A 15,509-nucleotide genomic window follows, 5' to 3' on the forward strand; every position below is an offset into this window, starting at 1 on the left:
AATATAATTATGGTTCTAATTGTATTTCTATAAGATTCATCTTTTATCCTTCTTCACGAAATGTTTAATTTTTATACTTCTTTCAAAGAAAACTTTCTGGAGGTTAGTTACATTCGTCGAAAATAGGAAGGGTATTTGCACCTACTATATAGGTAGTGATAAAATATGTATTAAGACTATATGGGAAGTGAAAAATTTCATGGCTAACATTTTAAATAAAATATTTGATCTTAACAAAAAAGAAATTAAAAAATTAAACAAAATTGCTGATCAAGTCGAAGCTCTAGCTTCTCAGATGGAACAGTTAAGTGACGAAGACTTAAAAGAAAAAACGACTGAATTCAAAGAGCGTTATCAAAATGGGGAGACATTGGAGCAGTTACTTCCAGAAGCCTTCGCCGTATGTCGGGAAGCATCTCGCCGTGTACTAGGAATGTATCCATTCCGCGTTCAAATTATGGGGGCAGCTACTTTAAATGAAGGTAATATTGCTGAAATGAAAACGGGGGAAGGGAAAACATTAACTTCCACGATGGCGGTCTACTTAAACGCTATAACTGGTAAAGGTGTACATGTTGTGACAGTCAACGAATATCTTGCTAGTCGTGACGCTACTGAAATGGGTCAATTATATAATTTCCTAGGTTTAACGGTAGGGCTAAATTTAAATAGCTTGTCGAAAGAAGAAAAACGGGAAGCATATGCTGCTGATATTACATATAGTACGAACAATGAACTTGGTTTTGACTATTTACGTGATAACATGGTGCTTTATAAAGAAGAGCGAGTACAACGTCCACTTTATTATGCTGTCATTGACGAGGTCGACTCTATTTTAATTGATGAAGCACGTACTCCTTTGATTATTTCAGGTCAAGCAGGAAAAACGGCTCAACTTTATGTTCAATCGAATATGTTTGTTCGTTTGTTAAAAGCAGAAGAAGATTATACTTACGACGAAACGACAAAAGGGGTTACATTAACGGAAACTGGTATTGCTAAAGCAGAAAAGGCTTTTAATATTGATAACCTATTTGATTTATCCCATGTAAGATTACTCCATGCTATCAACCAATCATTAAAAGCCCATGTTTCTATGCATCGCGATGTTGATTATGTCGTTCAAGATGGAGAAATTGTCATTGTCGATGGATTTACAGGACGTTTAATGAAAGGACGCCGTTATTCTGACGGTCTACACCAAGCAATTGAAGCAAAAGAAGGTGTAGATATTCAAAATGAATCAATGACGATGGCAACGATCACGTTCCAAAACTACTTCCGTATGTATGAGAAACTGGCTGGTATGACCGGAACAGCAAAAACGGAAGAAGAAGAGTTCCGTAATATTTACAATATGCAAGTAGTTGTCATTCCTACAAACAAACCAATTGCCCGTGAAGATAGACCGGATTTAATTTTTGCTACGATGAATGGGAAATTTAATGCGGTTGCCGCTGAAATTGCGGAACGTCATAAAAAAGGGCAACCAGTTTTAGTTGGGACAGTGGCGATTGAAACGTCTGAAATCATTTCGAAATTACTAGATAAACATAAAATTCCTCACAATGTTTTGAACGCGAAAAATCATGAGCGGGAAGCTGAAATTATTGCTAATGCGGGGAATAAAGGTGCTGTAACGATTGCAACGAACATGGCTGGTCGTGGTACTGACATTAAATTAGGAGATGGCGTTTTAGAGCTTGGAGGCTTGGCTGTCATTGGTACGGAACGTCACGAATCCCGTCGTATTGATAATCAGCTGCGCGGTCGTTCTGGACGTCAAGGGGATCCTGGTGTTACCCAATTCTACTTATCTTTAGAAGATGATTTAATGCGTCGCTTCGGCTCAGATAAAATGAAAGCGATGATGACGAGACTTGGTATGGATGATACTCAACCTATCCAATCAGGAATGGTATCAAAAGCGGTTGAATCTGCACAAAAACGAGTTGAAGGTAATAACTTCGATGCTCGTAAACGTTTATTACAATATGATGATGTACTTCGTCAACAACGGGAAGTTATTTACAAAGAGCGCCGTGATGTTCTTGAAACGGAAAATATGCGTTCTTTAGTTGAGGCGATGATTCAAGAGTCTATTGAAAATATCGTCGCTGTTCATACACAAGGCGAACAAAAAGATTGGAATTTAAAAGCCCTCGAAGATTACATTCAAGCAAATTTATTAGAAGAGGGAGCTATTAAAGCGAGCGATCTTGAAGGAAAATCACCTGAAGAGATGATTCAATATATTTATGCAGAAGTTCAAAAACGTTATGATGAAAAAGAACAACAGTTATCTCCTGAACGTATGCGTGAATTTGAAAAGGTTATTTTACTTCGTTCAATTGATACGAAATGGATTGATCATATTGATGCGATGGATCAATTACGTCAAGGTATCCATTTACGTGCTTATGGTCAAAATGATCCGTTACGCGAATATGAACAAGAAGGATTTGCAATGTTTGAAGATATGATTGCTTCTATTCGTGAAGATGTAACGAAATATGCACTGAAAGCCCAAATTCGCAACAATTTAGAACGGGAAGAGGTTGCAAAAGGACAGGCAGTTAATCCGAAAGAAGAAGCTGCACCGAAGAAAAAACAACCGATTCGTAAATCCGATACAATTGGCCGTAACGATCCATGCCCATGCGGTAGCGGCAAAAAATACAAAAACTGCCATGGTGTAGAGTAAATCGAAGACCCTTTATTTATGAACTTGAACCGTAGTCATCTTATGATGGTACGGTTCTCTCAATTTAATTATATAGTACGGAGGATTTTTAATGATTGAATTATCAGATGTAAGAAACACGTTGGAAACTACAGCCTCAAAATTGGCGGACTTCAGGGGGTCTCTTTGACTTAGAAAACAAAGAGGCGCGTATTCAAGAATTGGATGAAATGATGCTGATGCCGGATTTTTGGAATGACCAAAACGCGGCACAAACAGTCATCAATGAAGCAAACGGTTTAAAAGCAATCGTTAATGAATTTAATGACTTGATTATGACCCATGAAAATTTAGAAATGACGTTAGAACTTTTAAAAGAAGAGCCGGATGAAGATTTACAATCCGAACTAGGTAATGAATTAGAAGAGTTTCAACGGAAAATGGATCAGTTTGAGCTTCAAATGCTTTTAAGTGAACCATACGATAAAAATAATGCAATTTTAGAACTTCACCCAGGTGCTGGTGGAACCGAATCTCAAGATTGGGGTTCGATGTTATTACGTATGTACACTCGTTGGGCTGAAAAACGTGGCTTTAAAGTAGAAACAATGGATTACTTGCCAGGTGATGAAGCCGGTATAAAATCTGTTACTTTATTAATTCAGGGACATAACGCATATGGCTATTTAAAGGCGGAAAAGGGCGTACATCGTTTAGTACGTATTTCACCCTTTGACTCAGCTGGACGTCGTCATACTTCCTTTGTTTCCTGTGATGTAATGCCAGAGTTTAATAATGAAATTGAAATCGAAGTTCGAACGGAAGATTTAAAAATTGATACGTATCGTGCAACTGGTGCTGGTGGTCAGCACATTAATACGACGGACTCAGCTGTTCGTATTACGCACATTCCTACAGGCGTAGTTGTTTCTTGCCAAGCAGAGCGGTCTCAAATTAAAAACCGTGAAAAAGCGATGAGTATGTTAAAAGCAAAGTTATACCAACTTGAAATTGAGAAACAACAAGCTGAATTGGCTGCTATTCGTGGAGAACAGAAAGAAATTGGTTGGGGTTCTCAAATTCGTTCTTATGTATTCCACCCTTATTCAATGGTAAAAGACCACCGTACAAATTTTGAAACAGGTAATGTTCAAGGGGTAATGGACGGAGATTTAGATGATTTCATCAACGCCTTCTTACGTTCACGTATTGGACAGTAATAATTACTTCAAAACCTTTTCGATAAGGATGAAATTCCTTGATCGAAAAGGTTTTTATTATTTTATATTTATTTGTCTAATAATAAGAGATAGATCGTATTTTCTGAATGACTCTTAGATGTATTTTATTCATCGGTTATTAGCAAATAGAGTTAATTCATATTTTTAACTATAAAGTATTGCTTTTCTCTCGAAAGATCATCCTCTTTAGACATACTATTATTTTCCTGTATTCTGTAATTGCATTTTTTAAAATTTGTTGTAATATAATAATAAGAACAAGTGTTCTACTGTTTAGGAGGGTTTTTTAATGGCACATATTCCCATTGAAACTGTCCCATATCTAGAAGCGGCCATCTATTTACCAATGTTATTAATCGTTTTAGAAAAAGACCATGCACAAATAGAAAATGGACAGTTTAAGTTAAAGCGTCCCTATATTTATTTAATTGATGAAGCAAGAAGATACGCAGAAGATGATTTAAAAAAAACAAAGGATTATTTGAAAAATCATCAGCTTAGAGTTGTTCAAGGAAACCGCGATGAATTATTTACTGAGTACCAATTCCATTATATGAAAATAATGGAAGTTAGAAGATATTCAAATATACGACTTCGAAATCAAGTTGAAGATTTGCTTAAATTATATTTAAATAAAGCTTCAACAATTACTCAAAAGGGTAATTCATTTTGAATGATCAGTCGCTGGTTAGCAGCATATTTTTGCAGCATTGTTGCGCATACGTATTGGGAACAGAAGGATGAGTAATTAATTTGTAGAACGAGTTCTTTTCCATTTTTTAAAGTAATTTCGGTAAAGTCTTTTAAACGGCGTATATTAATAATCGCATGAAGTCCAATCCAAACATTACTAGGCGACGCAGGAGATAGAAGCGGGAAGAAGACACAAGGTATCCCATAATCATGAGAAATAATGATAGGCAATTTATGTTTCTCTTTACCAAAGAAACGTTTCGCAACCATACGTGCTGCATTATAATTACTGCCCATTGCATAACAGGATTTTCTTACTATGTAAAGAGGTTTTCTTTCGACAATAATTTCTCCGTTTTTATCGTAAACGCGAGAGTATAGTTTTTCTCCATGTTCCATAGGTTCGATTAAATAAGTATTAAATGAGATATGATAAGAATTAACAACATTTACATCTTCCAACATAAACATCCTCCTTTTCAATATCTAATTAATGCTATATAACCGATTTAAGAAAATCATAATATGATATTAGAACTATTTCAATGGGAAATTTTGAAAAATTCTTAAATTTAAATTTCCCCGTTTTTAATTAAATAAAAATAAAATTTTAAATAATAAATGGAAGGAATAATTTATTCAAAAGTCCTCAATCTATTAATTCTGTTGGCTAATATGTAAGGAAATCATATAAATTGTTACTAACACCAATTTAAGAAAAAATCACATATTTTTCAGAATATATTGCAAATTGATAACCGATTTTTTATAATAGAAAAAAGGGAATCGGGGTGATTATCGATGGATAAATATTATTCATACACAGATTTTCTTAAGGCAGTTGGACACTATCAACATGCAAACGAATCTGAAAAATTATTGAATGACATTTATTTGGACTTGTTTTTAAACCGCATGCAAAGATTGCAAAGAATTGAACAGTTGAAAGATCTCATCGATAGTGCATTAGATGAAAGAAATGAAGACGCGTTTTATACTTATACAAAAGAGCTTAATGAGTTACAAGAATCTCAAGAGTTGGACGAATCGCAAGAGACATTAATGTAACATAATGCCAAGTTTTATAAGCCACCTAAAGAGTTGTTGTCTAAATCCGAATGTAACATTTGGGTAGACAATTAACTTAAAGGTGGTTTATTTGTTTTCCTATATATTTTTATATAAAAAGCAGTCTTCGTTGATGAAATAGTAGAAAAATTTATAAGCAGATTATAGCGTCGATCCTTGCAGTAAATGTTTACATGGATCGTCGTTTTTCTTTTATAAGTTTTAATAATCCAATCTATGGTAAAAATTAGTATTAGATATATGATCAATAATCTTTTTAAGAATGTACGTTCGCTTATTAATCGTATTTTTCGATTGGTTATGCTAAAATTTATTCATAGAACATTTGGGTGGAAAGGACGAACGATAAATGACCGAAACTTTTGAATTGCATTCTGCCTATAAACCGAGTGGGGATCAGCCTAATGCTATTGTAGAACTTGTTAAAGGAATAAAAGAGGGCAAAAGACATCAGACATTACTCGGGGCTACTGGTACAGGGAAAACATTTACAATTTCTAACGTTATTAAAGAAGTGAAGAAGCCAACCCTCGTCATTGCCCATAATAAAACATTGGCAGGTCAGCTTTATAGTGAATTTAAACAATTTTTCCCAAATAATGCGGTAGAATATTTTGTTAGTTACTACGATTATTATCAACCAGAAGCGTATGTACCACAAACCGATACATACATTGAAAAAGATTCAAGCATTAATGATGAAATTGACAAATTAAGACACTCGGCAACATCCTCATTATTTGAGAGAGAGGATGTTATCATTATTGCTTCTGTTTCCTGTATTTATGGTTTAGGGAATCCAGAGGAATATCGTGAAATGGTTGTTTCACTGCGAACTGGAATGGAAATAGAACGTAATCAATTACTACGAAAATTAGTAGATATTCAATATGAAAGAAACGATGTGAACTTTACCCGTGGGACGTTCCGTGTTCGTGGGGACGTGGTCGAAATATTCCCAGCATCACGGGATGAGAAATGTATTCGAGTTGAATTGTTCGGTGATGAGATTGAGCGAATCCGAGAAGTGGATGCTTTAACAGGAGAAATTATAGGCGACCGGGAACATGTAGCGATTTTCCCAGCTTCCCACTTCGTTACCCGGGAAGAAAAGATGCGGAAGGCGATTGAAAATATTGAAAAGGAACTTGAACAACAGTTAGCCAAATTCCGAGCAGAAGATAAATTGCTTGAAGCGCAACGTCTTGAACAACGAACAAATTACGATTTAGAAATGATGCGGGAAATGGGTTTTTGTTCGGGAGTTGAAAATTACTCCCGTCACTTAACGTTGAGAGAAGCAGGGGCAACACCATATACGTTGCTTGATTACTTCCCAAAAGATTTTTTATTAGTAGTTGATGAAAGTCATGTTACATTGCCACAAATACGAGGAATGTATAATGGAGACCAAGCTCGTAAAAACGTATTAGTAGAGCATGGATTCCGTTTACCTTCTGCATTGGATAATAGACCGTTAAAATTTGAAGAATTTGAACAACATATTCATCAAGCAATCTATGTATCCGCCACACCTGGACCATATGAGATAGAGCATACACCAGAAATGGTAGAACAAATTATACGACCAACTGGATTATTAGATCCAACAATCGATGTACGTCCAATAGAAGGACAAATCGATGACTTAATCGATGAAATTAACGAACGAACAAAAAGACAAGAACGAGTACTTGTTACGACATTAACAAAGAAAATGGCCGAAGATTTGACAGATTACTTTAAAGAAATGGGGATTAAAGTAGAATATCTTCATTCAGAAGTAAAAACGCTAGACCGAATCGAAATAATAAGAGAACTTCGAAAAGGAACATATGACGTATTAGTTGGAATCAACCTATTGCGGGAAGGACTAGATATTCCTGAAGTATCCCTTGTAGCTATATTGGATGCAGATAAGGAAGGTTTTTTACGTTCTGAACGATCATTAATTCAAACAATTGGTCGTGCAGCTCGAAATGCTAACGGTCATGTCATTATGTATGCAGATCATATAACAGATTCGATGAAAAAAGCGATTGATGAAACAAAACGCCGTCGAACTATTCAAGAAGCATATAACAAAGAGCATGGCATTACACCAAAAACAATTCAGAAGAAAATACCAGAATTAATTCGAGCTACACAAGCGGCAGAAGAGGAAGAAACTTACGTTACTAAAGTAACGAGAGGTAAGAAAATGACGAAATCTGAAATCGAAAAACTGATTGCATCTTTAGAATTAGAAATGAAGGAAGCTGCGAAAGCCCTTGATTTTGAACGTGCAGCAGAATTGAGAGATACGATATTTGAGTTGAAGGTGGAAGGGTGATCAATAGTGAAAAATACTGAAATTGTTGTACAAGGTGCACGTTCAAATAATTTGAAAAATGTTAATGTAACGATACCACGAGATAAGCTAGTTGTAATAACTGGGTTATCTGGTTCTGGTAAATCGTCCCTTGCATTCGATACGATTTATGCTGAAGGGCAACGCCGGTACGTAGAATCCCTTTCGGCCTATGCCCGTCAATTTTTAGGTCAAATGGACAAGCCGGACGTTGACTTAATTGAAGGGTTATCACCTGCTATTTCCATCGACCAAAAGACAACTAGTCGAAATCCACGTTCAACAGTAGGGACGGTTACGGAAATTTACGATTATTTACGATTACTATTTGCTCGAATTGGAAAACCAATTTGTCCAAATCACGGAACTGAAATTGCTTCCCAAACAATCGAACAAATGGTAGATCGCTTATTGGAATATCCAGAACGTACGAAAATGCAGTTATTTGCGCCGATTGTGTCAGGTCGTAAAGGGACTCATGTTAAACTAATCGATGATCTTAAAAAGCAAGGGTTTGTTCGTGTTCGAATAGATGGAGAAATGCGGGATTTAGACGACTCGATTGAACTAGATAAAAATAAAAAACATAATATTGAAGTAGTAGTCGATCGAATCGTTATTAAAGAAGGGATTTCGTCCCGTTTAAGTGACTCTTTAGAAACAGCATGTAAACTAGCTGATGGAAAAGTGATAGTGGATGTGATGGAACATGAAGAGTTATTATTTAGTGAACATCATGCTTGTCCGTTGTGTGGTTTTTCCATCGATGAACTAGAGCCTCGTATGTTTTCATTTAACAGTCCCTTTGGCGCTTGCCCATCTTGTGACGGATTAGGAACAAAACAAGAGGTAGATCTTGATTTATTAATTCCTGATTGGGAAAAGACTTTGGAAGAACATGCGATTGCTGCTTGGGAGCCAACAAGTTCCCAATATTACCCACAACTTTTAAAAGCCGTTTGTGATCACTATGGTATCCCAATGGATGTACCGGTGTCACAAATACCGAAAAGCCAAATGGATAAAATTTTATATGGTTCTGGGAAGGAAAAAATCCATTTCCATTATGAAAGTGAATACGGCAGTGTCCATGATAAGGAAATAGAATTTGAAGGAGTTATTCGTAATATTGAACGACGTTACCGTGATTCTACTTCCGATTACGTAAAGGAACAAATGGAAAAATATATGACCCAACAACCTTGTCCAACGTGTAAAGGGTATCGATTAAAGCCGGAAACATTAGCTGTAAAAGTAGAAGGGTTACACATTGCTGAAGCAACCGAGCATTCGATTGGGGATATGTATGAATTTTTCTCTACATTAAACCTTTCAGAAAAGGAAATGCAAATTGCCCGATTAATCATCCGTGAAATTACTGAGCGATTGAGCTTCCTTATAAATGTTGGGCTAGATTATTTAACGCTATCAAGGGCAGCTGGCACACTATCTGGTGGAGAAGCGCAACGAATTCGACTTGCTACACAAATCGGTTCCCGTTTAACAGGGGTATTATACATTTTGGACGAACCTTCAATCGGACTCCATCAACGAGATAATGACCGACTTATCGCAACAATGAAAGAAATGAGGGATTTAGGTAATACATTAATTGTCGTTGAACATGATGAGGATACGATGTTAGCCGCTGATTACCTAATCGATGTTGGTCCTGGTGCTGGTGTTCACGGCGGAGAAATTGTAGCTTCTGGAACACCTTTGGAAGTGATGAAAAACGCTTCATCGATTACAGGACAATATTTAAGCGGAAGCAAATTTATTCCACTTCCGATTGAACGAAGAAAATTGGATGGACGTAAACTAACGATTAAAGGGGCAACAGAAAATAATTTAAAAAATGTAAGTGTTGATATTCCTTTAGGACAATTTATTGCCGTTACGGGTGTATCAGGTTCTGGAAAATCTACATTAATTAATGAAATTTTATATAAAGCCCTTGCTCAAAAATTGAATCGTGCCCGCTCAAAACCAGGTGCCCATAAAGACATATCAGGAATCGAACATTTAGACAAAGTAATAGATATTGATCAATCACCAATTGGTCGTACACCGCGTTCAAATCCTGCAACGTATACAGGTGTATTTGATGATATTCGTGATTTATTTGCTTCAACAAATGAAGCGAAAGTTCGTGGTTATAAAAAGGGCCGTTTTAGTTTTAATGTAAAAGGTGGCCGCTGTGAAGCATGTCGTGGTGATGGCATTATTAAAATTGAAATGCATTTTTTACCTGACGTCTATGTTCCATGTGAAGTTTGTCATGGGAAACGATATAATCGTGAAACTTTAGAAGTTCGTTATAAAGAAAAAAATATTGCTGAACTACTAGATATGACAATTGAAGATGCGGTTGTATTTTTCGAAAATGTCCCTAAAATTCAAAGAAAACTACAAACGATCGTTGATGTAGGATTAGGTTATATGAAACTCGGACAACCTGCCACTACATTATCAGGCGGGGAGGCACAACGGGTTAAATTGGCATCAGAATTACATCGACGATCCACTGGAAAATCGTTTTATATTTTAGATGAACCAACAACGGGTTTACATGCTCATGATATAGCCCGTCTTTTAAAAGTATTACAAAGGCTTGTAGATAATGGTGATACCGTTCTTGTCATTGAACATAATTTAGATGTTATTAAAACAGCAGATTATATTATCGACCTTGGACCAGAAGGGGGAGAAAATGGCGGTACGATTATCGCTACAGGCACTCCAGAGGAAATAGCGAATCATGAAAAATCCTATACTGGTCAATATTTAAAACCTATATTAGAGAGAGACAGAAAACGGATGGAAACTCTTTTAGCCGAAGCTTCTAACAAATAATCGTCGACAATTGTCTATCATAAAAGAGAAATGAAACTTTTTAGCCACCCTCTTCGTATATTAAGTATACAAAGTAGAGGGAGGCTTTTTTTATGGAAAATGAACGTAAACGCATTTTAAAATTAGTTGAAAATGGAACAATCTCCGCTGAAGAAGCGATTGTTTTACTTGAGGCGTTAACAAAAGAAAAGGATTCCACACAAGTAACGAATGTACCTCTAACGACAAATACGGAAAAGACAAATGATTCAGAGCAAAAGGAAACTTCCCAACATACAGAAGAAGAATCGAAAAAAACAGGATTTGAAGATATATTTGGCAAAGCATTTCACAATAAAGAAACAAATAAGAAAATGGATGAATTTATGAATGATTTAAAACAAGATTTATCCCAATTTAGTAATCGGGTAGTTGGGCTGATGAATTCTACGTTTTCGAAAATAAAAGACTTTGATTTCGAATTTCCTTTTGGAGAAAAGGTACAATTCATGAAAACCTATGCTTATGAATCCGATGAAATAAAAGGTGTTGAAATAGACATACCGAATGGGAAAGTCGATATCATCAAATCGGAAGATAATCAATTTTTAGTAGAAGCCCAAGTAAAAACATCTGTGAATGATCATAATGAAGAAAAAACAAAAGAACAATTTGAACAACAATTAGTTCAACTAGTAAACGGGAAATTAACGATCTCAGTTTCGACAAAAATGTCTCAAGTTTCTCTACGTTTAGTTGTACCTGAGAAACTATATGACGTAGTTTTAGTACGTTTATTAAATGGTTTTGTTACAGTTCAAAGCCTCGATGCAAAATTAATAAAGTTAAAAACGTATAATGGGACAATTAAAGTAAATCATACATCCTTTGAACATGCGTCAATTGAGACAGGGAATGGATCCATTGAACTCCGTGATGTCATAGGAGAAGATTTAGAAACGGAAACAGTAAACGGACGTATTTATATCGATGGAGAACTTAAAGAAGTTGAAGCAGAGTCGGTTAACGGTACACTAGTTATAACGACAAATGCAAAAGATGCACGTAAAGTAAAAGCACAAACAGTAGCTGGAGCTGTTGAGCTATATGTACCAAAAACAATATCTGTTGATGGGCAAGTAACAACTAACTTTGGAAAAGCAGATGTTGGCCTTTCTGATGTAGTCATTCGATCAGAAGAAGATCAATTTTTACTTAAAACATTGTATTTTGAGAAATTAATCGAAGATGCCAATATTTTAAAACTATCTGGCGAATCTCGTACAGGAAGCATAATCGTTCGATATATTGCTGAGTAAATCTATATTAATAAAAATTTCCATTTCAACCTAAAAGTGTTAGACAATAATCTAACATTTTTAGGTTTTTTTACTCTACTAAAGAACTATAAAAATTTTGTCAATTTTTAAGATGATAGGTTAGAAAATAATATGAAGAAATTGTAAAAGATAGAAAAAAGTAATTCGGAAATACTAAAAAAATGTAATATATTGACTAAAATAGGTAGATGGACTCTAAATATGAAACGAAAATGTAATAAAAATAAAGAAAAGGAATGCTATAATAGATAATGTGTGAATGAATAGATAATGAATTTAATATGAATATAGGTGGTTTAATTAATGATACAGATGAATAACGTCGTGAAGAAATATCCGAATGGTGTTGTCGCAGCTAACGGAATTTCAGTTGATATAAAACAAGGTGAATTTGTCTATGTGGTTGGACCAAGCGGTGCGGGAAAATCTACTTTCATTAAATTGATGTATCGTGAAGAAAAACCAACATCCGGTGAAGTAATTATCGCTGGTACAAATTTAACAACTTTAAAAAATCGACAAGTACCATATTTAAGACGGCAGCTTGGTGTTGTATTCCAAGACTTTAAATTGTTACCAAGATTAAATGTTTATGAGAATGTGGCGTTTGCCCTTGAAGTAATCGAAGAACATCCAAAGACCATTCGTAAACAAGTAATGGATGTATTAGATTTAGTTGGTCTAAAACATAAAGTTCGCATGTTCCCAAACGAACTTTCCGGCGGTGAACAACAACGTGTCTCAATTGCACGATCTATTGTAAACATGCCGAAAGTTGTTATTGCGGACGAGCCTACAGGAAACTTAGACCCTGAAACTTCATGGGAAATTATGAACATTTTTGAAGAAATTAATGCCCGTGGAACAACAGTTGTGATGGCTACTCACAACAGAGAAATTGTAAATGCAATTCGTAAACGAGTAATTGCAATAGAAGGCGGCTTAATCGTCCGTGACGTAGACGGAGGTGATTACGGTTATGAAGGGTAGAACGATTAAACGGCACTTCCGAGAAAGTTTTAAAACACTTAGTCGTAATGGTTGGATGACATTTGCTTCCATTAGTGCTGTAACCGTAACATTACTTTTAGTTGGTGTTTTTACAATCATCATGATGAACTTAAACAAAGTGGCGGATGATATTGAAAACGATGTAGAAATAAAAGTATTAATTGACATAATTGATGATCCAAATCAAGCAAAACAAGCTGAAGATAAATTAATTAGTGAAATAAAAAATTTACCAGATGTGAAAGAAGTGCAGTATTCCTCAAAAGAAAATGAATTGAATCTATTAATAGAGGACTTCGGTGATGATTTAAGCTTATTCGAACAAAGTAATCCATTACGAAACGTTCTATATGTAAAAGCTACAGATCCACAACAAACTGCCAAAGTTGCAAAGAAAATTGATGATTTGGAAAATACATATGAAGTTGTGTATGGTGAGGGCAAAGTAGAGAAACTATTTAGCTTCTTAAATACAAGTAGAAATGTTGGCCTAGTATTAATTGTAGGCTTACTATTTACAGCTATTTTCTTAATTTCAAATACAATTCGTATTACGATTATTGCCCGCAAGGACGAAATTGAAATTATGAAACTAGTAGGTGCGACAAATTCATTTGTAAGAATTCCATTTGTTTTAGAAGGAATGTGGCTTGGAGTATTAGGTTCAATACTTCCAATCGCTGTTGTATCAATTGTTTATTATAACGTATTTAACGTATTACAACCTAGATTGCACGGTGAGTTAGTACAACTGTTAGATGTAACACCGTTACTATATCAAGTAAATGCATTAATTTTAGTGCTTGGTATTTTCATAGGAATTTGGGGAAGTTTCATGTCCGTTAGAAAGTTCTTAAAGATCTAACGGTCAATTACATAGGCGAAAAAAGTTGAATAATGTGCATTTAAGTTGAAAGGAGTCATCTTTTGTGAAAATGAGAAAAAAGACTTTTCCAGTATTTGCTTCAGCAGTGGCATTAGTATTTGCTATTCAAATGCCAGCTACATATGCTGAAAGTTTATCAGAGTTAAAAAATGAAAAATCAGAAATTGAAAGCCAAAAAAATGAGTTAAAAAGCCAAATTAATGAAAAATCTTCTGAAATTAATGTTTTAGAGGACAAGCAAAATCAATTGATTGCCCAAATTTCCAATTTAAACAATGAAATCTCAAAAACGGATAATGAAATTGCTGCTGTTGAAACTGAAATTACAGAAGCAACAGAGAAAATTGAAACGTTAAAAAAGGAAATAAAAGCCCTTGAAGAAAAAATCGAACAACGGGACAAGCTACTTGAAGAACGTGCACGCGCACTTCAAGCAAATGGTTCTGTTAGTTACATCGATGTTTTATTAGGTGCTAATAGTTTCGTAGATTTCATTGACCGTTTCTCAGCAGTTAATACGTTAATGGATGCAGACCGTCAAATTATTAAAGAGCAAAAAGAAGATCAGGAAAAGCTAGATCAACAAAAGGTAACCGTTGAAAAAACGAAAGATGAATTAGAATCAAATAAATCAAGGCTAGAAAGTTTAAAGTCTTCCCTTGATTCTCAAAAAGCTGAGAAAGATAGACTAGTAAAAGAACTTGAGCAAGAACAAACGCAAATTTCCAGTGAGAAGCAACAATTAGAAGAGCATTATGAAGAAGCGGTTGAAATTAGTGATGAGATCAATGCTCAAATCGCTGCTGAACAAAAAAGACTACTAGAGATTGCTCGTCAACAAGAGCTACAAAAGAAAAAAGAAGCTGAAAATGCTAAAAAGAATAATAGTAGCAACAGCGGAAGCAGTAATAGCGGAAGTAGCAACAGTGGAAGTAGTAACAGTGGTTCAGCACCAGCTGTATCATCCGGAAATTGGACAAAACCTGCAAATGGTCGATACAGTAGCCCATATGGAGTTCGAATTCACCCAATTACAGGGGAACGTAAAATGCATTACGGAATCGATTTATCCAATAGTACAGGGACTCCAATCGTAGCAGCAGCAGATGGTGTTGTAAGTTATGCAGCACCTTTATCCACTTATGGTAATGTTGTTATGATTACGCATTCCATTGATGGACAAATTTTCACTTCTCTTTATGCACATTTAAGTTCAATTCATGTAAGTGTTGGTACTCAAGTATCAAAAGGTCAACATATCGCTGCCATGGGTAGTACTGGGGCATCAACAGGTCCACACTTACACTTTGAAATTCATATTGGAACTTGGGTAAGACAAAGTGTTGGCAGTGTAAACCCATTAAACTACATTCCTTTATAA

11 protein-coding genes are annotated in these 15,509 nt (G+C 35.3%); 10 read left to right on the top strand and 1 reads right to left on the bottom strand.

The genetic code is table 11. The annotated features are described in order from the left end of the window. The first annotated feature begins 199 nt into the window (after positions 1-199). From secA to MHH69_RS04365, 3 genes are all read left to right on the top strand, one after another. Entirely contained in the window at positions 200-2,704 is a 2,505-nt protein-coding gene (secA, locus tag MHH69_RS04355; protein ID WP_341361812.1) for a preprotein translocase subunit SecA, read from the top strand. Positions 2,705-2,798: 94 nt separating this feature from the next. Next, positions 2,799-3,903, top strand: a protein-coding gene (prfB, locus tag MHH69_RS04360) for a peptide chain release factor 2 (RefSeq protein ID WP_122971076.1) whose coding sequence is annotated in 2 segments (ribosomal slippage) — positions 2,799-2,870 and positions 2,872-3,903 — 1,104 coding nt in all. Because the reading frame shifts where the segments join, the coding sequence is not laid out codon by codon here. Positions 3,904-4,213: 310 nt separating this feature from the next. After that, positions 4,214-4,597 (top strand): hypothetical protein, encoded by a 384-nt coding sequence (locus MHH69_RS04365; RefSeq protein WP_341361813.1) that lies wholly within the window; start codon positions 4,214-4,216, stop codon positions 4,595-4,597. Here MHH69_RS04365 and MHH69_RS04370 read toward each other — a convergent pair. Then, complete coding sequence (locus MHH69_RS04370) at positions 4,576-5,082, bottom strand: competence protein ComK (RefSeq protein WP_122971041.1); 507 nt, start codon at positions 5,080-5,082, stop codon at positions 4,576-4,578. The genes MHH69_RS04365 and MHH69_RS04370 overlap by 22 nt on opposite strands. 336 nt (positions 5,083-5,418) lie before the next feature. Between MHH69_RS04370 and MHH69_RS04375 the strand changes: the two genes are divergently transcribed. From MHH69_RS04375 to MHH69_RS04405, 7 genes are all read left to right on the top strand, one after another. Beyond that, positions 5,419-5,685: an IDEAL domain-containing protein gene (locus MHH69_RS04375; protein ID WP_122971040.1), complete on the top strand. Its 267-nt coding sequence runs from the start codon at positions 5,419-5,421 to the stop codon at positions 5,683-5,685. A gap of 370 nt (positions 5,686-6,055) precedes the next feature. Beyond that, a complete protein-coding gene (gene uvrB, locus MHH69_RS04380; RefSeq protein ID WP_341361814.1) occupies positions 6,056-8,038 on the top strand; it encodes an excinuclease ABC subunit UvrB in 1,983 nt (660 codons plus the stop codon). Between the two features lie 6 nt (positions 8,039-8,044). Beyond that, complete coding sequence (uvrA, locus tag MHH69_RS04385) at positions 8,045-10,912, top strand: excinuclease ABC subunit UvrA (RefSeq protein ID WP_341361815.1); 2,868 nt, start codon at positions 8,045-8,047, stop codon at positions 10,910-10,912. A 92-nt stretch (positions 10,913-11,004) separates the two neighbouring features. Next, a complete protein-coding gene (locus MHH69_RS04390) occupies positions 11,005-12,210 on the top strand; it encodes an SHOCT-like domain-containing protein (protein ID WP_341361816.1) in 1,206 nt (401 codons plus the stop codon). Positions 12,211-12,534: 324 nt separating this feature from the next. After that, positions 12,535-13,221 (top strand): cell division ATP-binding protein FtsE, encoded by a 687-nt coding sequence (gene ftsE / locus MHH69_RS04395; protein ID WP_122971036.1) that lies wholly within the window; start codon positions 12,535-12,537, stop codon positions 13,219-13,221. Beyond that, positions 13,211-14,107 (top strand): permease-like cell division protein FtsX, encoded by an 897-nt coding sequence (ftsX, locus tag MHH69_RS04400; protein ID WP_122971035.1) that lies wholly within the window; start codon positions 13,211-13,213, stop codon positions 14,105-14,107. The genes ftsE and ftsX overlap by 11 nt, the downstream gene beginning before the upstream one ends. A 70-nt stretch (positions 14,108-14,177) precedes the next feature. After that, positions 14,178-15,509, top strand: a complete 1,332-nt coding sequence (locus tag MHH69_RS04405; RefSeq protein WP_341362950.1) for a murein hydrolase activator EnvC family protein — start codon at positions 14,178-14,180, stop codon at positions 15,507-15,509.

Origin of the sequence: Ureibacillus sp. FSL E2-3493, from assembly GCF_038077515.1 — a bacterium.
Classification (GTDB): Bacteria; Bacillota; Bacilli; order Bacillales_A; family Planococcaceae; genus Ureibacillus; species Ureibacillus halotolerans.

Bases quoted from the DNA above. Each gene is read 5' to 3' on its own strand.
- secA (WP_341361812.1), top strand. From the start codon at position 200: ATGGCTAACATTTTAAATAAAATATTTGATCTTAACAAAAAAGAAATT.
- MHH69_RS04365 (WP_341361813.1), top strand. From the start codon at position 4,214: ATGGCACATATTCCCATTGAAACTGTCCCATATCTAGAAGCGGCCATC.
- MHH69_RS04370 (WP_122971041.1), bottom strand. From the start codon at position 5,082: ATGTTGGAAGATGTAAATGTTGTTAATTCTTATCATATCTCATTTAAT.
- MHH69_RS04375 (WP_122971040.1), top strand. From the start codon at position 5,419: ATGGATAAATATTATTCATACACAGATTTTCTTAAGGCAGTTGGACAC.
- uvrB (WP_341361814.1), top strand. From the start codon at position 6,056: ATGACCGAAACTTTTGAATTGCATTCTGCCTATAAACCGAGTGGGGAT.
- MHH69_RS04390 (WP_341361816.1), top strand. From the start codon at position 11,005: ATGGAAAATGAACGTAAACGCATTTTAAAATTAGTTGAAAATGGAACA.
- ftsE (WP_122971036.1), top strand. From the start codon at position 12,535: ATGATACAGATGAATAACGTCGTGAAGAAATATCCGAATGGTGTTGTC.
- ftsX (WP_122971035.1), top strand. From the start codon at position 13,211: ATGAAGGGTAGAACGATTAAACGGCACTTCCGAGAAAGTTTTAAAACA.
- MHH69_RS04405 (WP_341362950.1), top strand. From the start codon at position 14,178: ATGAGAAAAAAGACTTTTCCAGTATTTGCTTCAGCAGTGGCATTAGTA.